The sequence below is a fragment of the Phaeobacter sp. CECT 5382 genome (genome assembly GCF_001457775.1).
GTDB lineage: Bacteria > Pseudomonadota > Alphaproteobacteria > Rhodobacterales > Rhodobacteraceae > Pseudophaeobacter.
Genome location: NZ_CYSG01000006.1, coordinates 200,983 through 222,610, shown reverse-complemented (window position 1 = coordinate 222,610; position 21,628 = coordinate 200,983). Strand labels below are relative to the sequence as shown.

General features: G+C 58.2%; 17 protein-coding genes. 9 read left to right on the top strand and 8 right to left on the bottom strand.

Features of this window, described 5'->3' with window-relative positions; all coding sequences use genetic code 11:
• Positions 1–450: 450 nt before the first annotated feature.
• The 3 genes from PH5382_RS09040 to PH5382_RS09030 form a co-directional block, all read right to left on the bottom strand.
• Positions 451–801, bottom strand: coding sequence for a RidA family protein (locus PH5382_RS09040; RefSeq protein ID WP_058334037.1), 351 nt, complete (start codon positions 799–801; stop codon positions 451–453).
• 123 nt (positions 802–924) lie between these two features.
• Entirely contained in the window at positions 925–1,293 is a 369-nt protein-coding gene (locus tag PH5382_RS09035; protein WP_231751834.1) for a hypothetical protein, read from the bottom strand.
• A 115-nt stretch (positions 1,294–1,408) separates the two neighbouring features.
• The gene (locus PH5382_RS09030; protein ID WP_058334036.1) at positions 1,409–2,281 is read right to left on the bottom strand and encodes a MurR/RpiR family transcriptional regulator; all 873 of its coding nucleotides are present in this window, start codon (positions 2,279–2,281) and stop codon (positions 1,409–1,411) included.
• Positions 2,282–2,451: 170 nt separating this feature from the next.
• Here PH5382_RS09030 and PH5382_RS09025 point away from each other — a divergent pair, with 170 nt between their 5' ends.
• The 7 genes from PH5382_RS09025 (at position 2,452) to PH5382_RS08995 (ending at position 10,597) form a co-directional block, all read left to right on the top strand.
• Positions 2,452–3,237 carry an N-formylglutamate amidohydrolase gene (locus PH5382_RS09025; RefSeq protein WP_058334035.1) on the top strand — a complete coding sequence of 262 codons (786 nt, stop codon included), beginning with the start codon at positions 2,452–2,454 and terminating at the stop codon, positions 3,235–3,237.
• Positions 3,230–3,826, top strand: coding sequence for a TRAP transporter small permease subunit (locus PH5382_RS09020; protein WP_058334034.1), 597 nt, complete (start codon positions 3,230–3,232; stop codon positions 3,824–3,826). The genes PH5382_RS09025 and PH5382_RS09020 overlap by 8 nt, the downstream gene beginning before the upstream one ends.
• Positions 3,826–5,328, top strand: a complete 1,503-nt coding sequence (locus PH5382_RS09015; protein ID WP_058334033.1) for a TRAP transporter large permease — start codon at positions 3,826–3,828, stop codon at positions 5,326–5,328. The genes PH5382_RS09020 and PH5382_RS09015 overlap by 1 nt, the downstream gene beginning before the upstream one ends.
• A 78-nt stretch (positions 5,329–5,406) precedes the next feature.
• Complete coding sequence (locus PH5382_RS09010) at positions 5,407–6,441, top strand: TRAP transporter substrate-binding protein (RefSeq protein ID WP_058334032.1); 1,035 nt, start codon at positions 5,407–5,409, stop codon at positions 6,439–6,441.
• 81 nt (positions 6,442–6,522) lie between these two features.
• Positions 6,523–7,884: a glutamine synthetase family protein gene (locus tag PH5382_RS09005; protein ID WP_058334031.1), complete on the top strand. Its 1,362-nt coding sequence runs from the start codon at positions 6,523–6,525 to the stop codon at positions 7,882–7,884.
• Between the two features lie 76 nt (positions 7,885–7,960).
• Positions 7,961–9,343, top strand: coding sequence for an aldehyde dehydrogenase family protein (locus PH5382_RS09000; RefSeq protein ID WP_058334030.1), 1,383 nt, complete (start codon positions 7,961–7,963; stop codon positions 9,341–9,343).
• Between the two features lie 108 nt (positions 9,344–9,451).
• Positions 9,452–10,597: an iron-containing alcohol dehydrogenase gene (locus PH5382_RS08995; protein ID WP_058334029.1), complete on the top strand. Its 1,146-nt coding sequence runs from the start codon at positions 9,452–9,454 to the stop codon at positions 10,595–10,597.
• 139 nt (positions 10,598–10,736) lie between these two features.
• On the opposite strand, the gene PH5382_RS08990 is transcribed toward PH5382_RS08995, so the two are convergent.
• Positions 10,737–11,741 carry a LacI family DNA-binding transcriptional regulator gene (locus PH5382_RS08990; protein ID WP_058334028.1) on the bottom strand — a complete coding sequence of 335 codons (1,005 nt, stop codon included), beginning with the start codon at positions 11,739–11,741 and terminating at the stop codon, positions 10,737–10,739.
• A 170-nt stretch (positions 11,742–11,911) separates the two neighbouring features.
• Between PH5382_RS08990 and gap the strand changes: the two genes are divergently transcribed.
• Together gap and PH5382_RS08980 are read left to right on the top strand one after the other, a co-directional pair.
• Positions 11,912–12,940, top strand: a complete 1,029-nt coding sequence (gene gap, locus PH5382_RS08985; RefSeq protein WP_058334027.1) for a type I glyceraldehyde-3-phosphate dehydrogenase — start codon at positions 11,912–11,914, stop codon at positions 12,938–12,940.
• Between the two features lie 194 nt (positions 12,941–13,134).
• Positions 13,135–15,141, top strand: coding sequence for a sensor histidine kinase (locus tag PH5382_RS08980; RefSeq protein ID WP_058334026.1), 2,007 nt, complete (start codon positions 13,135–13,137; stop codon positions 15,139–15,141).
• Between the two features lie 54 nt (positions 15,142–15,195).
• Here the strand turns inward: PH5382_RS08980 and PH5382_RS08975 are convergent, their stop codons facing one another.
• The 4 genes from PH5382_RS08975 to PH5382_RS08960 all read right to left on the bottom strand — a co-directional run bounded on the left by PH5382_RS08975 (position 15,196) and on the right by PH5382_RS08960 (position 21,596).
• Complete coding sequence (locus PH5382_RS08975; protein ID WP_058334025.1) at positions 15,196–16,572, bottom strand: sigma-54-dependent transcriptional regulator; 1,377 nt, start codon at positions 16,570–16,572, stop codon at positions 15,196–15,198.
• A gap of 205 nt (positions 16,573–16,777) precedes the next feature.
• Complete coding sequence (locus PH5382_RS08970; RefSeq protein WP_058334024.1) at positions 16,778–17,995, bottom strand: formate dehydrogenase subunit gamma; 1,218 nt, start codon at positions 17,993–17,995, stop codon at positions 16,778–16,780.
• 100 nt (positions 17,996–18,095) lie between these two features.
• Complete coding sequence (fdh3B, locus tag PH5382_RS08965; protein WP_058334023.1) at positions 18,096–18,689, bottom strand: formate dehydrogenase FDH3 subunit beta; 594 nt, start codon at positions 18,687–18,689, stop codon at positions 18,096–18,098.
• 12 nt (positions 18,690–18,701) lie between these two features.
• Positions 18,702–21,596 carry a formate dehydrogenase subunit alpha gene (locus PH5382_RS08960; RefSeq protein WP_058334022.1) on the bottom strand — a complete coding sequence of 965 codons (2,895 nt, stop codon included), beginning with the start codon at positions 21,594–21,596 and terminating at the stop codon, positions 18,702–18,704.
• Positions 21,597–21,628: the final 32 nt, after the last annotated feature.

Here is a 21,628-nt window from a genome sequence, read left to right as displayed (position 1 = left end):
CCGCGCCCCAGCTGCGTATCGTCGCTGCCGGTAGAGGGGGTTCTAGTGTTAACTCCAAACACCCGCAACACCAAAATCAACAAAATCACACTTTTCTGCAAAACAAATGTGAAAATAAAACAAAAACAACATCTTACACACAGATAAAGTCAGCAAACCTGCCCCAAAGTCAAAGCAAAATCCCGCCAAACCTTCACCAAACCAGAAGATCAAACCCGAGTCACACCAAACATCAAGACTTACCCACAGACTTACCAACAGAACTCAACAAAACTCATAGGAATCACACTCACAAAAACAAAGCAAACCGACTCGGGGAAGACGAACCTACTGAGGAACACGACGAAATTCGATCATCGCTGCCAAACAGGCCTGACAAAAATACAAAAGGGGTCCGACCAGATGGTCGGACCCCTCTTTTGAAAGCAGACAGATCTGCCTTCGAAAGCCTTATGCTTTGGCTGCAGTCACCATGAACTCCACCAGGAATTCCGGAAGGGCCAGTTTGGCTTCGCCACAGGCACGGGCGGGAGCTTGGCCTTCGGGCACCCAGGCATCCCAGACCGCATTCATTTCGGCAAAGTCCTTCATGTCAGCCAGCCAGATCGTCGTCTGCAACAGTCGCGTCTTGTCCGATCCGACCTCTGCAAGAAGTGAGTCGATCTGGTCCAGGCAATCCTGAGTTTGCTGAGCAACGCTGGCGCCCTTGGTGCCGACCTGCCCCGCCAGATAGATCGTGTCACCATGGGTGACGATCTGGCTCATACGGGTGCCGGTGTGATGACGGGTGATATCTGACATATATATGTGTCCTGGTTTGATTGAGCACAGGCGCCCCGAACCGGGCGACGTTGTGCGGGGAAGTTATAAGAAGACTAAACGAAGAGGGTGCGTGATCGTTAAGGCGCCTGCCGCAACAAACGATCAGTCCACCAAAAGCCACTTGCCAGTCGCGGATTTGCAGAATTTACGCGCCACCTGCATGGGCTGCGCCCCACTGCCGGGATAGGCAATATGGCCAAAGACCAGACAATTGCCCTGCTGCGCCGTCACCTTGACCTGACCGTGCGCTGTGGTTTCCGGATTACTCCATTTGACGGAACTGCCCGTTTTAACGCCAGCCGCCCCATAAAGCGCAGCTTCAGCAGCACGCATCGCATCAAAGTCTCCAGGCTTGAGTGGTGACTGTGCCAGAATGCGGCTGAGCGGCTTGGCGGCGAGCGGCGCGGCGCAGACCGCAGAAGCCGTAGCAAAAACAAGAGCGGAAAGAAGGGCAGCCGATTTAGTCATCATATCTCAACCTGAAAGAATGCTATCAATCCAACCCGAAACGCGCTGAACACCCGCAGCATGGCGCATGTGCCGTGCCCTGTCCATGCAACACAGACAGAAAGCAACGCACCATAGGTCAGGAAAATTTCCGAAACAGGCGCGTTGTATCGAACAACTCATCCAAACGATCATAACGATCCTTGGTTTTATCCCAGCTTTCTTCCTGGGTGGCCGCAATCATTGCCTCCAGCAGCATCATGGTTGAAATGTTGGAATCCCAAGCCGAAGGGATTTCCACCCAGCAGTTAAAGGCATGTTCCGCGACCGAAGCCACAGGGCTGGCCCATTGATCGGTGATCAAGATCACCTTGACGCCACGCTCAGCCGCCAGCTCAGCCAGACGCTGCAGATTGGTTTCATAGCGGCGCACGTCGAACATCAGCAAGGTGTCACCAGCCTCCATGTCCAACACGTAATGCGGCCAGGTGGCTGATGAGGAGGTCATATGGGTGACGCGTTGCCGGATCGCCTGAAAATGCGTAAAGGCATAGTCGGCCAAAGCGCGGGTGATACGCCCCCCCACGACATAGAGCCTGCCTTCGGTATCAGCGAGCTGACGCACTGCCGCGTCAAACTGGGCAGAGTCCACATTGGAAAAGGTTTGGCTAAGGTTATCGGTCACGGCCTGAGAAAACCTGTTCAGCAAATGGCCTTCGGGGGCTTCTGATGCCCAGTTTTCACGCCGCTGGGTCGGGCCAGACACCTTGGCCTCCAACTCTTTGAGTAGAGCCTGATGAAACTGCGGATAGCCTTTGAACCCCAGCTTTTGCACCATGCGGGCAACTGTGGGTGTCGAAACATCCGCATTTGACGCCACGATAGTAATCGAAGCCAATCCGGCTGCCGGGTAATTCTCCAGCAGAGAATTTGCGAACTTGCGCTCTGATTGGGTCAGCGAGGCATATTGATCGCGGATCAGCTCTCGGACAGTCAGCGGTGGTTTCGTCACGGCAGGGCACCTTCCTCAGGCTGAGCGAAAAACAGGCAACAGGGTCAAGACATAGTCGATAGGCCCCGCTGAACACCAGCGCCTTAGCGGCGCGGGATAAATCTCTTCTGAAATTATATTGACAGAATTATCCCTTCATGAAAAGATTTTTCCAAAATTGGGAGTGTTGAATGTCACTGAGCGATTCCAACGCTCGCTGCGAGGCCTATGAGGTGCTCAATGGGGCCGGGCAAGGCGGGGCGATTATTCTGTGCGAGCATGCCAGCCACCGCATCCCGCACCGCTATGCCGGTCTGGGGCTGGCTGAGGCCGATCGCAAAAGCCACGCGGCCTGGGATCCAGGCGCTCGCGCCGTTGCGCTAGGCCTGTCGCAGGCCCTGGATGCGCCCCTGATCGCCGCGCGGGTGTCGCGTCTGGTCTATGACTGCAACCGTCCGCCAGAAGCCGCATCCGCGATGCCGCAAAAATCTGAACTCGTCGAAGTTCCCGGAAACGTCGGGTTGAGCCGCGATCAGCGCGACGAGCGGGAACTCACCGTCTACCGCCCTTTTTGCGATGCTGTCACCCGCCTGATCGAGGCGCGCAAACAAGCCGGTCTGCAAACTGTATTAATAACCATGCACAGCTTTACCCCGGTGTACTACGGCATCCCGCGCACCGTCGAGATCGGCATCCTGCATGACAGGGACAGCCGCATGGCCGATGCGATGCTGGACCAGGCCGACGCCCTGCCCCATCGTCGGGTGGAACGCAACGCTCCCTACGGCCCCGAAGATGGTGTCACCCATTCGTTGCAGCTGCATGGTATCCGCCACGGGTTGGCCAATGTCATGATCGAGGTGCGCAACGATCTGATGCGTACCCCGCAAGAAGAGACACAGATGGCAGAGGAGTTGCTGGTTCTGCTGCGCCCGACGCTGGCAGCCCTGCAATCCACAGGAGGCGCAGATGCCTAGACTAATTGTGCGCTATATTCGCGCCATTGAGGCAATGAACCGGGTGATTGGCCGCTTTGCCATGTATCTGATCTTTGCGCTGATTGGCGTGCTGTTGTGGTCCTCGATCTCAAAGACCTTCTTCAACCCCTCGCTCTGGACGCTGGAGATGGCCCAGTTCATCATGGTGGCCTATTACATCCTTGGTGGCCCCTATTCGATGCAGATGGGATCGAACGTGCGGATGGATCTGTTTTATGGCGGCTGGACCACCCGCACCAAGGCGCTGGTCGATGCCTTCACCGTATTGTTTCTGATGTTTTATCTCGGTGTATTGCTCTATGGCGCGGTCAGCTCGATGGCCTATAGCCTTGGTTATTTTGGACTGGAGCCGTTTTCCTTCTTTGGCGACCTGTTGCGAACACTGGTGAGCGAGGGCCCGAGTGCGGCCTGGGCCAAAATCGGCTACATCGAACGCAGCTCCACCGCCTGGCGGCCCTATCTTTGGCCGGTAAAATCCATTCTCTGCTTCGGCGTCTTCCTGATGCTGTTGCAATGCCTTGCCGAATTGTTCCGCGATATCGGCCGTCTTCGCGGAGTTGACCTCTGATGCCCTATGAATTGATCGCCATTGTCATGTTTGCCGGCATGATGCTGATGCTTATGACCGGCCAGCGGGTGTTTGGTGCCATCGGCTTTGTCGGCGCTGTCGCTGGGATGCTGCTTTGGGGCACTGGCGGGGTTGAGATCCCCTTTGCCGCCTCGATGAAACTGATGAAATGGTATCCGCTGCTGACGCTGCCGATGTTCATCTTCATGGGCTATGTGCTGTCAGAATCCAAAATCGCAGACGATCTGTACCGTATGTTCCACGTCTGGATGGGGCCGGTGCAGGGCGGGCTTGCCATTGGTACCATCGGCTTGATGGTTCTTGTTTCGGCCATGAATGGTCTATCCGTCGCAGGCATGGCCATTGGGGCCACCATTGCGCTGCCGGAATTGTTGCGCCGGGGCTATGACAAGATCCTGGTGACCGGCACCATCCAGGCCGGTTCATCCCTGGGCATTCTGGTGCCGCCTTCGGTGGTACTGGTGCTCTATGCGATGATCGCGCGCCAACCCGTAGGCCAGCTGTGGCTGGCTGGTGTGGTGCCCGGTCTGTTGATGGCGACCATGTTCATCATCTACATCTATATCCGCGCCAAAATGCAGCCCAATCTGGGTCCCGCCATGACCCATGAAGAGCTGGCAGAATACGACGAGATCAGCACTCATCCGCTGCGGTTGAATTTCATTGTGCTGGCTGGGATCGTACTGGTGCCCTTGATGGTCAAGCTGGACGTGATTGCGCCGAAGTCCGCCATTGGCTTTGCCCTTGGTGCAGCCGCGCTGGCCTTTGTGACCCGCGCCATGCCGCTGTTCTACCGCGATGTCTTCCTGAAGGAAAAACACCGGCTGCTGTTTTCCGGCGTGCTGCCGCTGGCGATCTTTGCCACTATGATGGTGCCCTTTGTGAACGGTTGGACCTCGCTGGTCGAAAGCTCGGCCATTGGCGCCATGACTGCTTTTATCGCCGCTATTCTGAAGGGGCGCATGAACAAACAGGTGTTTGAAACCACCGTGCGGTCGACCCTTGGGATTTCCTGCATGTTCATGTGGATCATTCTAGCAGCGCTCGGCTTTGGTGCCATCTTTGACGGGCTTGGGGCTGTGAAGGCGATCGAAGATCTCTTCACCTCTCAGCTGGGCCTGTCGCCTTGGATGATCCTGATCCTGATGCAGCTCAGCTTCATCGTGATGGGCACCTTCCTGGATGACACCGCAATGCTGGTCATCGTAGCACCGCTCTATGTGCCACTGGTCGGCGCGCTCGGATTTGATCTGATCTGGTATGGGGTGCTTTATACCATCACCACTCAGATCGCCTACATGACACCGCCCTTTGGTTATAATCTGTTTTTGATGCGGGCCATGGCCCCGCCAGAGATCGGCCTGAAAGACATCTATATCTCCATCATCCCCTTTGCCGCTGTCATGGTGGTGGCCCTGGCCCTGATCATGGCCTTCCCACAAATCGCCCTGTGGCTACCAGAGCAGGTCTACGGGAATTGATGAGACACCCAGATAACCCAAGAAGAGCCCCGCTCGGGGGCCTGATTCCAACATTTATGACAACATGGAGTGAGAGCTATGACAACAAGACGTAAGTTTCTGCAAACCGCCGGTGTGGGGGCAATGGCCGCCCCATTGGCGACCCCCGCGCTGGCGCAATCCACCATCAAATGGCGGATGCAGACCTATGCCGGCACCGCCCTGGCAGAGCATGTGGTGAAACCCGCAATCGACATGTTCAACAAGATCGCAGGCGACCGCATGCAGATCGAGCTGTTCTATGCCGACCAGCTGGTCCCCACCGGTGAGCTGTTCCGCGCCATGCAGCGTGGCACTATTGACGCGGTGCAGTCCGATGATGACTCGATGGCCTCGCCCACCGAAGTCACCGTCTTTGGCGGCTATTTCCCATTTGGCTCGCGCTACAGCTTGGACGTGCCCGTCCTGTTCAACCAGTATGGCCTGAACGAGATCTGGGACGAGGAATACTCCAAGGTTGGCGTCAAACACATCTCTGCTGGTGCATGGGATCCCTGCCATTTTGCCACCAAGGACCCCATCCGCAGCCTCGCGGACCTGAAAGGGAAGCGCGTCTTCACCTTCCCAACTGCAGGTCGTTTCCTCAGCCAGTTTGGCGTCGTGCCTGTGACCTTGCCTTGGGAAGACATCGAAGTCGCCCTGCAAACCGGCGAGCTGGATGGCGTTGCCTGGTCCGGCATCACAGAAGACTACACCGTTGGCTGGGCCGATGTGACCAACTACTTCTTGACCAACAACATCTCGGGCGCATGGGCTGGGTCTTTCTTTGCCAACCAGGGTCGCTGGAACGAGCTGCCCGAAGATCTGCAGACCCTGTTCCGCGTCTGCTGTGACCAGTCGCACTACTATCGTCAGTGGTGGTACTGGGGTGGCGAAGCCTCGCTGCGGGTCAATGGCCCCAAAATGGAGCTCACCAGCATTCCGGACGAAGAGTGGGCCCAGGTCGAAGGCGCCGCGGTCAAATTCTGGGATGAAATCGCGGCCGAAAGCCCAACCAAGGCCAAGGTTGTCGAGATCTTCAAGAAGTATAACAACGACATGAACAAGGCTGGCCGTCCCTACCGTTACGGCTAAACTCAACGGATCCCGGCGCATCACGCGCGCCGGGATTCTCCTCCCTAATCAAACTGCCCAAACTAGACAGGAAGCGACCTCATGACCGGTGTTCTGAGTTTTGACGATCTGAAAGCCCAAGTCGCCAGCGGTGACGTAGATACCGTGTTGGTCTGCCTTGTGGACATGCAGGGCCGCCTGATGGGCAAACGCTTTCATGCAGGCCACTTCATCGCCGGTGCCTGGGAAGAGACCCATTGCTGCAACTATCTGCTGGCCACCGATCTCGAGATGGCAACACCGGAAGGCTATGAATCTACCAGCTGGGAACGCGGCTATGGCGATTATGTCATGAAGCCGGATCTCGCCACCCTGCGACCCCTGCCCTGGCTCGATGGCACGGTGATGGTGCTTTGTGATGTGCTGGATCATCACAACCACGAAGAAATCCCCCACAGCCCGCGTGCGATCCTCAAGAAACAAATCCGTCGGCTAGACGCGCTTGGCTTTGACGCCATGACAGCGACCGAGCTGGAGTTCTTTCTGTTCGAGAAAAGCTTTGACGAGATCCGCAAAGCGGATTTCCGCGATATGCAGCCGATCTCTGGCTATAACGAAGACTACCATATCCTGCAGACCACCAAGGAAGAGCACGTGATGCGCCCGCTGCGCAATCATCTGTGGAACGCGGGCATCCCGGTGGAATGCACCAAGGGTGAGGCCGAGACCGGCCAGGAAGAGCTGAACATCAAATACGGCCGCGCCCAGGACACTGCCGATTTCCACACCATTGCCAAACATGCCACCAAAGAGATCGCCTGGCAGCAAGGCCATGCCGTGACTTTCTTGCCAAAATGGAACCACGACAAGGTCGGCTCCTCCAGCCATGTGCATCAGTCGCTGTGGAAAGACGGCAAACCCGCCTTTTATGACGCCGATGATACGCTGGGCATGTCAGCCTTGATGAAAAACTACATGGCAGGTCTTTTGAAATACGCGCCGGACTACACCTATTTCATGGCCCCCTACATCAACAGCTACAAACGTTTCATGAAGGGCACCTTTGCCCCCACACGCATCATCTGGTCCGTTGACAACCGCACCGCTGGCTACCGCCTTTGCGGTGTTGGCAGCAAATCGATCCGGGTTGAATGCCGCATTCCGGGGTCGGATATGAACCCCTACCTGGCGATGGCCGCCATGCTGGCTGCAGGTATCGCTGGTATCGAAGAAGGGCTGGAGCTGCAGGCCCCTGCCACCGGTGATGTCTATCAGGGCGATAGCGGCATGATTCCAGAGACCCTGCGCGAGGCACGGCTAAGCCTGAAGGGATCTAAAATGCTGCGCGCCACAATGGGCGATGACGTCGTTGATCACTATGTGCGCGCCGCCGAAGTAGAGATCGAAGACTTCGACCGGGTCGTCACTGACTATGAAATTGCACGCGGGTTTGAGCGCGCCTGACGGCACGCGGCCTCCGGCAGGATTATTTTTGGAAAGATGAAGGGGGGCTCCCCTTTCAAACGAGATGAGGAAGACCATGGGCCAGACCCTGAAATGTATCTCTCCGATCGATGGATCGGTCTATGCGGAACGCGCTGTGCTCTCCTTGCAGGCGGCGCAAGATGTCACGGCTCGTGCCCGCACAGCCCAAAAGGGTTGGGCGGCGCGTCCCTTGCAGGAACGTATTGATCTGGTGATGGCGGGCGTCGCTGCCGTTGGCGCCATGAACGATGAAATCGTGCCGGAGCTTGCCCATATGATGGGGCGTCCGGTGCGCTATGGCGGTGAATTCGGCGGTTTCAATGAACGCGCCAGCCACATGGCCGAAATCGCCGAGACCGCGCTGGCGGATATCAAGGTGAGCGAAGACGAACGCTTCAAGCGCTATATCAAGCGGGTGCCGCATGGCGTGGTCTTTGTGGTCGCGCCCTGGAACTATCCCTATATGACCGCGATCAATACCGTGGCCCCCGCGCTGATTGCCGGCAATACTGTGGTGCTGAAACATGCAACTCAAACCCTGTTGGTGGGTGAGCGCATGGCGCAGGCGTTCCATGCGGCGGGTGTACCGGAAGACGTGTTCCAGAATGTGTTCCTCAGCCATGATGTGACCAATGATTTGATCGCTGGAAATGCTTTTGACTTTGTCAATTTCACCGGTTCCGTTGGCGGTGGCCAGGCGATGGAACGCGCGGCTGCCGGCACCTTTACCGGCGTCGGCACCGAACTCGGCGGCAAAGATCCCGGTTATGTCATGGAAGACGCTGATCTGGACGCGGCCGTGGACACGCTGATTGATGGTGCGATGTTCAACGCGGGCCAGTGCTGCTGCGGCATTGAACGCATCTATGTGCACGAAAGCCTCTATGATGAGTTTGTCGCCAAGGCAGTCGAGATCGTCAAAGGCTACACCCTGGGCAATCCCATGGATGAGGCGACCACCATGGGTCCGATGGCCAATGTGCGCTTTGCCGCCGAAGTCCGTGCACAGATCACCGAGGCCGTTGCCGAGGGCGCCAAGGCGCACATCGATATCATGGCTGAAGATGATGGCGGTGCCTATCTGACACCGCAGATCCTGACCGATGTCACCCACAAGATGCGGGTGATGCGCGACGAGAGCTTTGGCCCCGTGGTTGGCATCATGAAGGTCGCGTCAGATGAAGAGGCGATTGCACTGATGAACGACAGCGAGTTTGGCCTCACCGCCTCGCTCTGGACCTGCGATCTGGACCGCGCCGCCCGCGTGGGCGACCAGATCGAGACCGGTACCGTCTTCATGAACCGCGCCGACTATCTGGATCCAAGCCTGTGCTGGACCGGCTGCAAGAATACCGGACGCGGCGGAGGACTTTCGGTCATTGGTTATCAAAACCTGACCCGTCCCAAGAGCTACCACCTGAAAAAGGTGGCCGGTTAACTCCTCCTGCCCAAGCGGTGCGCTGCGTGGGCAAACACGACCCTTGGTAAACTGTCCGAGGGTAGATTGTGACGCTGGCCAAATCGGCCACATATGAAAGGCGAAGAGATGTCTCTCGTTGGAAACTGGTCCTATCCGACCGCAATCAAATTCGGCGCAGGCCGGATCAAGGAACTGGGCGAAGCCTGTGCTTCTGCCGGTATCAAAAAACCACTGCTGGTCACGGACAAGGGGTTGGCCAATTTGCCGGTCACCCAAAGCACGCTCGATATCATGGAGGCCGCAGGCCTGGGTCGCGGCATGTTCTCTGAGGTGGATCCCAACCCAAATGAGAAAAACCTCGAGGCCGGGGTCGAAGCCTATAAGGCCGGTGGTCACGATGGTGTCATCGCCTTTGGTGGCGGGTCCGGTCTGGATCTGGGCAAGATGGTCGCTTTTATGGCCGGACAAACCCGCCCGATCTGGGATTTTGAAGACATTGGCGACTGGTGGACCCGTGCCGATGCAGATGCCATCGCGCCGATCATCGCCGTCCCCACCACTGCCGGCACCGGATCCGAAGTGGGCCGCGCCAGCGTTATCACCGATAGTGTCAGCCATGTGAAAAAGATCATCTTTCACCCCAAGGTGCTGCCAGAGGTGGTGATCTGCGATCCGGAGTTGACCGTGGGTATGCCCAAGTTCATCACCGCAGGCACCGGTCTGGATGCATTTGCCCACTGCGTTGAGGCCTTTTCCAGCCCGCATTACCACCCAATGTCACAGGGCATCGCGCTGGAAGGCATGCGTCTGGTCAAAGACTACCTGCCGCGCGCCTATGCCGATGGGACCGATATCGAGGCGCGCGCGCAGATGATGTCGGCCGCTGCCATGGGAGCCACAGGGTTCCAAAAAGGGCTAGGCGCGATCCACGCCATGAGCCACCCGATTGGTGCGGTGTTCAACACCCACCACGGCACCACCAATGCTGTCTGCATGCCCGCCGTGCTGGACTTCAACGCCCCCGAGATCGCCGACCGTTTCAATATGGCGGCGGCCTATCTTGGCATCGCGGGCGGTTTTGACGGCTTCTGCGCTTACGTGCAGGAGCTGAACGACAGCCTTGGCATCCCACGCGGGCTGTCCGATCTGGGCGTCACCGAGGCCGCCATCCCTGAACTGGTCAAAGGCGCCATCATCGACCCCTCCTGCGGTGGCAACCCGATTGAGCTGACCGAAGAAAACCTTACAGGGCTGTTCAAAGCTGCGCTCTGAACTCTGAGCCTCAAGGAATTTCAACAAGGTCCCCTCGTCTGACTGGGGGACCTTTTTTTCGTGAGGTGGCAAGGGTCAAACGGCGGTGCGTAAACGAGGGCAATCAACATGCCGCAGCCGTCTTTGCGCCAAAGCCAGCTTACAGGGAGCCACCAAGGCTAATAGTCGGGCTCAGCGTTTCGCAGATGGCAGGCAATTCCGACGCACTGTCCCGCGTCTTGAGGACAATCTCTGCGGCACGTTCACCGATTTCGCGACGACAGGCATCTGTTGTCGCCAGCTGCAACGGCAGCCCTGCCAGGATCTGCAGATTGTTGAACCCCGCCAGCGCCACATCCCCCGGCACCGAAAGCCCCGTGGCAAGGCAATGCATATAGCCGCCAACGCTCATCACATCGCTGGAATAGTAAATACAGTCGAGATCCGGTTGTCGCGCCAGCATGGCAGCCGTCAGTTGCCGTCCGGTCTCGATAGAGCTGTCTCCGGCGTAATGTTCCATATCCATCAGATCGATGCCCTGCGCGGACAACCCTTCGGAAAATCCATCAAAGCGTTTACGGGCCCGGAAATCCTGCGGCATCTTGGTGCCAATAAAACCAATGCGCCGATAGCCCTGGGCCAGGATTTGCGCTGCCATATCGCGCCCCGCCTGCAAATGGGAAATGCCAACACAGTGGCGCAGGGGCGTGCCGTCCACATCCATGACTTCGACCACGGGGCAGTCCGCTTGCAGCAACATACGCTGGGTGGCATCGTTATGCTCTAACCCAGCCACAATCAGCCCCGAAGGCCGCCAGCTGAGCATCTCGCGGATGACTTCTTCTTCTTCGTCCATCTCATAACCCGACACCCCAACAACCGGCTTTAGCGGGCTTTGTTTCAACACCGAGGAGATCCCAGACAGCACCTCGGGAAAAACAAAACTGTTTAGCGACGGCACCACAACCGCAACAAGGTTGACTGACTGCGACGACAATGATCCGGCAATGCGGTTGGGCACATATCCATGGGCCCGCGCGATTTCTTCCACCTTGGCCCGGGTTGATTTAGAAACATCCGGTGCGCCACGCAGCGCGCGACTGGCGGTCATTTCGCTGACACCGGCAAGCCGGGCGACATCCTTGAGAAGCATCTTTTTGGTCATGGGCGCATGGTCTTGCACTTCGCGCCCCGCTGCAAGGGCAGCAAAGCAGGCTCTGCGCATTTAGCCTTGATTTTCACAACCGTTATCGATACCGATATCGCAGCCGTTATCGCTACCATTTCTTCACACCCCCTCGTTGACGCCACCTATCGCAGCTATGGAGACAGCCCATGACCCTCAAAATCGCAATCAATGGATTTGGACGCATTGGCCGTGGCGTCCTGCGCGCCCTGCTCGAAAGCCAAAGACAAGACATCGAGGTTGTGGCAATCAATGATCTGGCGCCCGCCGCGACCTTGGCCCATCTGTTGAAATTTGATTCCGTACATGGGCGACTGCGCACCCCGGTAAAGCATAGCGAGGATAGCCTGCAGGTCGCAGGCCAGGACATCCGTCTCAGCGCCATACGCGATCCGAAAGATCTGCCCTGGCAGGATGTTGATATCGCCTATGAATGCACCGGGCTGTTCACCAGTCATGATGCGGCCGCCGCGCATTTGCGAAATGGCTCCAAGCGGGTTCTGATTTCAGCCCCCGGCAAAGGTGCCGACCGCACCGTGGTCTATGGCGTGAACCACATGGATCTGACCGCAGATGACCTCGTGGTCTCCAATGCCTCCTGCACCACCAATTGCCTGGCGCCGGTGGCGCAGGTGCTGGATCAGAGCTTTGGCATCAAGACAGGCTATATGACCACAATTCACGCCTATACTGGTGATCAGCCCACGCAGGACAGCCCGCACAAGGATCTCTATCGCGGGCGGGCAGCCGCCCTGTCCATGGTGCCGACCTCAACCGGGGCGGCCCGCGCCATTGCCGAAGTGCTGCCACAGCTCAAAGGCCGCCTCGAAGGCTCTGCCATTCGGGTGCCGACGCCAAATGTTTCCATGGTGGATCTGGCGTTCATGCCAGAACGGCCCGCCACAGCACAAGCCGTCAATGCAGCGATGAAAGCTGCGGCCGAAGGCCCACTTGCAGGTGTCCTCTCTTACGAAGAAGACCCGATGGTTTCGATTGATTTCAATCATGATCCGCATTCTTCCTGTTTTGCGGCCGCTCAGACCACGGTCACCGATGGTGGATTGGTCCGCGTCGTTAGCTGGTATGATAATGAATGGGGCTTTTCTAATCGCATGCTCGACACCGGGCGTCATATGGGCCGCCTGATGGCTGCCGCACCGATGCCTTTGGCCAGCTGATATCAAGATGGGTCGACGGCACCCCTGCCAGCTTTCGCCTCATCCAACAAATGCTCAATTTCTCCAGCCTTTCCCTTGCCTAGCGCCGGGGGCAGGTGGCATCGTGGCAACAACCATTTTGGCGCAAAGGCTTAGCGGCTGAAAGCAAATGGTTTGCCAGGGCCTGACCGGCCCAAGCCAGGGGGAAGCTCACCGTGAAATCTGTACGTCTCAGACTGCTGTTGCTGGCGCTGCTGCCCCTCTCTGTCCTGATGCCATTGTTGCTGGTTTTGGCAATGACCCGCTGGAATGCAGATTATGACGCAGTCCTGATCGCCAAGGTCGAAAGCGACCTGCGTATCGCCGAACAGTATCTTGGCCAGTTGCAAAGTGGCAGCGCCGAAAGCCTGCACAGTATCGCGGATTCCACTGACTTTCAGCGCGCATTGAACGCAGGCCCCGCCGCGACCAGGGCTCATCTGGAAGCACTGCGCCAGGAGTTGCAGCTTGATTTTCTGGACTATCTGACCCTGTCCGACCTCTCAGGCCCCTTGGGGAAATGGCCAGTCATCCAGGCCGCAACCAAAGGGCAGCGCGCATCGGAGATTGATATCTTTTCTGCCAGCGATCTGGCGCAGGCCTCGGCAGCATTGCCGCCTCAGGCACGCATCCCCCTGATCGAAACCGAGGCTGCCGCCCCCACCACGCGTGCTGTAGAGGATCGTGGTATGGTTTTGCACACCACCGCGCCGGTCGCAGCCCTTGGTCATCACGGGGTGCTGCGCGGCGGACGGCTTTTGAACCGGAACCTCGATTTCATCGATACTCTCAACGCGCTGGTCTATCTGGGGGGGCCCAGCCACGCGCAGGATCGCCAAGGCACCGCAACGCTGTTTCTCGAAGACACCCGGGTGTCGACCAATGTCCGCCTGTTCGAAGACGTTCGCGCGCTTGGCACCCGGGTTTCAGCCGCAGTGCGCAGCAAGGTGCTGGATCAGGGGTTGACCTGGCTTGATCGCGCCTTTGTGGTCAATGACTGGTATATCTCTGGCTATCTGCCCTTGACCGACAGCTTTGGCGCGCGTGTCGGCATGCTTTATGTTGGTTTTCTCGAAGCCCCCTATAGTGCCGCAAAACGAGAAGCCTACTGGACGATCGTTGCCGTGTTCCTTTCGGTTCTAGTGTTATCGGCCCCCCTGTTCCTTTGGCTCGCAAAGGGGATTTTCTCGCCGCTTGAACGCATGAGTCAGACCATGAAACGGGTTGAGCGTGGCGACCTGACGGCGCGCAATGGTCAGGTCAACCGCAGCGACGAAATCGGTCAGGTGGCGGGGCACCTGGATACTCTGCTGGACCAGATCCAGGAACGCGACCAGCGGCTACGCGACTGGGCAGCAGAGCTGAACGACCGGGTCGATCAACGCACCGGCGAGCTGCGCGCTGCCAACGAGAAACTGGAAGAAACCTTCAAACAGCTGGTGCTGAGCGAAAAGCTGGCCTCTATTGGCGAGATCACCGCCGGGGTCGCCCATGAGATCAACAACCCTGTGGCGGTCATTCAGGGCAACGTCGACGTAATACGGATGACCCTTGCGGAAGACGCGGATGCCGTCGTCACGGAACTGGACCTCATCGACAACCAGGTGATGCGCATCGGGGCTATCGTCGGCAAGCTGCTGCAATTTGCCCGCCCCTCAGAATTTGGCACCTTCGCTGAAAGCCTCGATCTGGCCCCAGTGGTCAGTGACTGTCTGGTGCTGGTCGATCATGTGATCTCGCGCCAAGCAATCCGGGTTGAAAAGAGCTTTGCGCCGGTGCCCCTGGTGCGGATTGATCCCGGTGAACTACAACAGGTGATCATCAATTTGATCCTCAACGCCGCCCAGGCCATGGCTGGTGAAGGACTGCTGACCCTGACGCTGGAAGCCGCAACCCGCAATGGTCAGGCAGGTGCCTTGCTTACGGTCGCAGACAGCGGATGCGGTATCCCTGAAGAACATATCACGGCCGTCTTCAACCCGTTTTACACTACCAAGCTCGGCGAGGGCACAGGCTTGGGCCTGTCGATCAGCCAAACCTTGGTTCAACGCGCTGGTGGTATCATTTCCGCAGGCAACCAAAACACGGGCGGTGCGGTTTTCTCGATCTGGCTGCCAGCCGCTGAGGAAACGCAGCACAGCGACACAACAACCTTCGCGCCCGGCTACACCGCAGCGCCGTGACGACCATCGCTGCCTGAGTGAACGCACACGGCCATTCGGCCAAGTACTTTGCGTTCACAGCCCCCAGCTGGCGCATTTCCGATCGATGGTTTTACGTGAGACCCCCAACCGCCGCGATGCCTCGGCGCGGTTGCCATCACAGGCATCCAGCACATGCATGATGTGGCGCTGGGTCACCAGATCCAGCGATTCCACTGCCGCCGCACCGGTGATCACTCCTTTGCCGGAAAATTCCTCCGGGAACTCGCCTAGGATCACTGACCGTTCAATCAGGTTACGCAGCTCGCGTACATTGCCGGGCCAGTCATAGCGCGAAAACTTCAGCAAGGTTTCCTCATTGAGCTCCAGCGCGGGCATGCCAAGGCTGCTGGCGAACTGCTCCATGAATAGGGCTGCCAGCTCGACAATGTCTTCGACCCGATCCTTTAGTGGCGGCATTTTGATCTCAACCACATTGATCCGGTGAAACAGATCCGCCCGGAACCGTCCCTCGGCCACGGCCTGATGCAGGTCTGCGTTGGTGGCAAACAAAAACCGCAGGTTCAGCGGAATGTCACGTTCGGCCCCAACAGGGCGCACCCGCTGATCTTCGAGCACCCGCAACAGCGCCGCCTGCACCTGATCCGGCATTTGCGCCACTTCGTCCAGGAACAATGTGCCGCCATCGGCATGCAGGAACAGACCATCCTTGCGCCGATTCTGATCGTCGATCAGCCCGAACAGCTCATGAGCAATGCGATCCGGGGCGATGGCCGCACAGTTCACCGCCACGAAGGGCTGGCCTGCCCGCTCTGATAGCGAATGCAGCGTGCGCGCCGCGATTTCCTTGCCGGTACCGCTGGCGCCAGTGAATAAAACCGGCGTGGGCAAAGGCCCCAACCGGTGCAGCATGTCGCGCGCCTGACAGATTGCCGGGGATTTTCCCAACAGCCGCCCGCGCGCCGCAGAGCCCTCGGCGGAGAGCTCATGTTTCAGCAGGTAGTTTTCCCGACGCAGATACTTGCGGTCCAGCGCGCGGGCGACAGAGTTCAGGATTTGATTGGCCCTGAAAGGTTTGAGCACAAAGTCTGCAACACCCGTGCGCAGAGCCAGAATAGCTGTTTCCAGATCGGCATAGGCGGTTACCAGAATGGTGTCGGCAAACAACCCGACCCGGCGCTGTTCCTGCACCCATTCCAATCCGGTTTTACCCGGCATGACATTGTCGAGAATGATCAGATCAAAATGCGCCTGATCCAGAATGGTCGACGCCTCGGCCGCCGAGGCCGCCTGCTCAACCCGCTTACAGCGCGGGACCAGAATTTTGGTCAGAAAGTTACGCATGCCCGGCTCATCATCAATCACCAGGATCGAGGCACCCGCCAAGTTTTCACCATATTCATCGCTTGCGCTCTGCGCTCCTGCGGCTGCTGCCACTGCCCCACCCTTCATGCCAAAGCCCTTTCCATCCGACATCACCATCGAGGCCAACTGTCGCTACCGGCGCACTGACTTCGGTTTCTCGAAACCCGTCCCGTCGCGAAGATCAACGCGAGGACCAGACAGTGCAGCAATCGCTGCCACTGTCCAGATTTTTCCGCTGTCGGCACCTTCGTGCCACGCCCTGCCGACTGTCTCAGCAAGAGCCGCTGGATGACTACTCTGCCGGGGTCCCGGTCGCGACATTGGGCTTTGCAGTCTGCTCTTCCGTCAGGACTTCTTCCAGCCAGATGGAATGGTGTTGTTGCGCCCAGGCTTCATCGACTTCGCCCGATCCCATGGCGTCATAGGCACCTTCCATCCCAACCGATCCGATGTAGATATGGGCGATGATGATCGCCATCAACACAAAGGCAAGTATCGCGTGCCAGGCCTGCGCCAGCTGCATCTCTTCTTGCGGTGCCAACTCAGCTGGCAAAAGACCCAGCCCCATGGCGTCGGGCAGGCCAATCGCGTTCAGCGCGGCAAACGTCTTGGCAAAAAGTGGCAACTCGTAAGGAAACAGCAGCGACAGGCCAGAGACCGAAATCGAAAACCCAAACAGAACCACCGACCAGAAGATCAGCTTTTGGCCAGCGTTAAATTTTTTCGCTGGAGGATGCGCCGAGCCGATGATGCCGCCAAACTGGCGTAGCCAGACAAGGTCAGTCCGGTTCGGGATATTGTGCAGAACCCACATGACAAAGATCATCACCAGCCCGACCATAAAGCCCCAGGCAACCACATTGTGCAGCCACTTTCCGACATCCAGTAGCACCGCATTGGGCATCTTCCCCAGATAGGGGGCAATGAAAACGCGCCCAAACAGTGACAGGATTCCGGTCACGCCGAGCACGATGAACGACCCTGCCAACAGCCAATGCCCAAAGCGTTCAACCGCCTTGAATCGGGTCACGGTTCGTCCTGTTTTTTCGCCATCAATCATGATTTTGCCGCGCAGCAGAAAGAACAAAAGCAAGGCGCCAATAGTTCCAAGCAGCAGCCAGCCGCCATAGTGGCGCAACGGTCCGGCGCGGAACTGCAGCCAGCGCATGCCACCATCTTGCACCAGAACGGTCGCAACCTCGCCGCCGCTGGAGACCTTTACCTCAGCCGACCCATAGCGCAGCTGCCGCCAGAGTTCGGGATCAGAAGCCCCCCCAAGCGTGCCGAGTTGTTCGGTCATCGCGGCAGCGGCATTGGGATCGCCAATATTATCACTGCGAAAACTCTCATCCAGTGCCTGTCCACGCTGACGCGCCAGAATATCGTCCAGCGTCTGCGCCCCACCTGTCGCACTGCGGTCCACAGCCACCTCTTGTGCGATGACCCCATCAGGGGTGACAGCAAGACACAGCATCAGCTGCATGAAAAAGACAAATGCCAGGCGCAGCATGGGCCACACTCCTTTGCAGGTCGCGAATTTGAAAATACCAGATCGCAGGTGGCCCACTTCGCGCAGGCCACCTCCGTTTCAGTTGAGCAAGGTCAGACGTTTAGCCGCCCTTTTGCTCATAGGCCGTGCCCCAGCCCCAGGCGCCGGAGCCGAAGCCCCGCGCCACGACGCGCTCGCGGTAGACGGCAGACACCATGTCGCCATCGCCCGCCAGCAGGGCCTTGGTAGAACACATCTCGGCGCAGATCGGCAACTTGCCTTCGGCGATCCGGTTACGGCCATATTTGGAGAACTCCGCATTGGAATGGTTCTCTTCGGGGCCACCGGCGCAGAAGGTGCATTTGTCCATCTTGCCTCGGCTGCCAAAGCTGCCCGCCTGCGGATACTGCGGCGCACCAAAGGGGCACGCGTAGAAACAATACCCACAACCGATGCAGAGATCCTTGGAGTGCAGTACCACACCGTCATCGGTCTGATAAAAGCAATCCACGGGACAGACAGCCATACAGGGCGCGTCGGAACAATGCATACAGGCGACCGAGATCGAGCGTTCACCGGGTTTACCATCATTGATGGTGACAACGCGGCGGCGGTTGATGCCCCAAGGGACTTCGTGCTCGTTCTTACAGGCGGTCACACAGGCGTTGCATTCAATGCAGCGTTCGGCGTCGCAGAGGAACTTTGCTCTTGCCATTTCTCTCTCTCCTTATGCTGCAGTGATCTTGCAAAGAGTGCATTTGCTCTCTTGCATTTGCGTGACGCTGTCATAGCCATAGGTAAAGGCCACGTTGGCGCTTTCGCCCAACACGTAGGGATCCGCACCTTCGGGATATTTGTCCCGCAGATCCTTGCCCTGGAAATGGCCGCCAAAGTGGAAGGGCATAAAGGCAACGCCCGCCCCCACCCGTTCGGTGACCATGGCCATGACTTTGACCTTGCCGCCCTCGGGGCCTTCGACCCAGCACTGTTCGCCGTCGCGCACGCCCAGGTTATTGGCGTCGCGTGTGTTGATTTCGACAAACATGTCCTGCTGCAATTCCGCCAGCCAGGGGTTGGAGCGCGTCTCGTCGCCGCCGCCCTCATATTCCACCAGTCGCCCGGAGGTGAGGATGATCGGATAGTCCTTGGAGACATCGTTTTTCTGGATCGAGGCATACAAGGTTGGCAGACGATAGGCCTGACGGTCCTCATATGTTGGGTAGTCCTCAACCAGATCACGGCGGTTGGTATAAAGCGGCTCGCGGTGAATGGGCACCGGATCCGGGAAGGTCCAGACCACAGCACGGGCCTTGGCATTGCCGAAAGGCGCACATTCGTGCTTGATCGCCACCCGCTGGATACCGCCGGAAAGGTCGGTTTTCCAGTTGGTCTTGGGACCGGCCACAGCCTCGATCGAGGCACGCTCTTCGTCGGTCAGATCGCCATCCCAGCCAAGATCCATCAGCATCTGCATGGTGAATTCCGGATAGCCGTCCTGGATTTCCGAATTCACCGAATAGACGCCTTCGGCCAGCAGGTTGTCCCCGTCACGTTCAACGCCAAAACGGGCGCGGAAGGTGAGGCCACCCTCAGAAACCGGCTTGGACATATCATAGAGGTTCGGCGTGCCGGGATGGTTCATCTCGGCGGTGCCCCAGCAGGGCCATGGCAGACCGTAATAGTCGCCATCAGCCGGGCCACCCACCGCCCGCAAGGTGGTGCGGTCAAAGGTGTGCTGATTGGCCATGTGCATCTTCAGCCGCTCAGGGCTTTGTCCGGTATAGCCAATGGTCCAGAGACCCTTGTTGAACTCACGGGTGATGCTTTCAACATTGGGTGTTTCCGCGTCTTCCATCTCGATGTTGCGGAACAGACGGTCAGCCCAGCCGAACTTGTTGGCGAACTTGGCCATGATGACTTCATCTGGCAGGCTCTCAAACAGCGGCTCAACAACGCGATCACGCCACTGGAAGGACCGGTTTGACGCCGTGACAGAGCCGCGGGTTTCAAACTGGGTACAGGCCGGCAGCAGATAGACCCCATCGGTGCGGTCCTGCAAAACAGCGGAGACCGTTGGATAAGGATCGATCACGACCAGCATATCCAGCTTTTCCATCGCCGTTTTCATTTCCGTCATCCGGGTCTGCGAATTGGGCGCATGCCCCCACAGAACCATCGCCCGCACGTTGTTGGGCTGATCGATGTTGTCCTTGTCTTCAAGGATGCCATCAATCCAGCGGCTAACAGGAATGCCTTTGAGGTTCTGCAGGCTCTTGTCTTTGCCGTCCGCGCCTTTCAGCATATCGAACTGATTTGCCAGCCAGTCGGGATCTTCCTCCCAGACTCGCGCCCAATGGGCCCAGGCGCCTTTGGACAGGCCGTAATAGCCGGGCAGCGTATGCGACAGCACGCCGAGATCGGTGGCGCCCTGTACGTTGTCGTGGCCACGGAAGATATTGGTGCCGCCACCGGAGGCGCCCATATTGCCCAGCGCCAGCTGCAGGATGCAATAGGCACGGGTGTTGTTGTTGCCCGTGGTGTGCTGCGTGCCACCCATGCACCAGATCACGGTACCGGGACGGTTGTTGGCCAGAGTGCGTGCGACGCGGCGCAACTGCTCACCGGGGGCACCGGTGACGCGCTCGACCTCTTCAGGGGTCCAGCTTTTCACCTCATCGCGGATCTGCTCCATGCCCCAGACACGGGTGCGGATGAACTCTTTGTCTTCCCAGCCGTTCTCAAAGATATGCCACAAGATACCCCAGACCAGCGCCACATCGGTGCCGGGACGGAAGCGGACATATTCATCCGCATGGGCCGCCGTACGGGTAAAGCGCGGATCACAAACGATCACCGGCGCATTGTTCTGCTCCTTCGCCTTCAGCAGGTGCAAAAGCGAGACGGGATGCGCCTCAGCCGGGTTGCCACCGATGATGAAGATCGATTTGGAGTTATGAATGTCGTTGTAGGAGTTGGTCATGGCGCCGTAGCCCCATGTGTTTGCAACACCCGCAACCGTCGTAGAATGGCAAATCCGCGCCTGGTGGTCGACGTTATTGGTCCCCCAATAGGCGGCAAACTTGCGGAACAGATAGGCCTGCTCGTTGTTGTGCTTGGCAGAGCCCAGCCAGTAAACGCTGTCCGGGCCGCTTTCCTCGCGGATATTCATCATGCCGCCGCCGATCTCGTCGATCGCCTGGTCCCAACTGATGCGCTTCCACTCTCCACCCTCTTTCTTCATCGGGTATTTCAGACGGCGCTCGCCATGCGCATGTTCGCGCACCGAGGCCCCCTTGGCGCAATGTGCGCCCAGGTTGAACGGGCTGTCCCAACCGGGTTCCTGCCCGACCCAGACGCCGCTTTGCACTTCGGCAACAACGGTACAGCCGACAGAACAATGCGTGCAGATGGATTTGATGGTCTCAACGGCCCCTGCCGCTGCCGTGGCCGCATTGGCCGAGCTTACGGACCCGCCGGTGGCGCTGATGGCAGCCAGGCCACCAATGGCCAAGCCAGAGCCGCGTAAAAAGGCACGGCGGTCAACGGATGTTTCCGCGACATTTTTGAGGATCGAGGTCCGCTGGGGGCGTCTCGCAACCCCGTTGGTCTTTTTCCTAAGCATTTAAACCTCCCTTGCTAGCCCCTTGGAAAAAG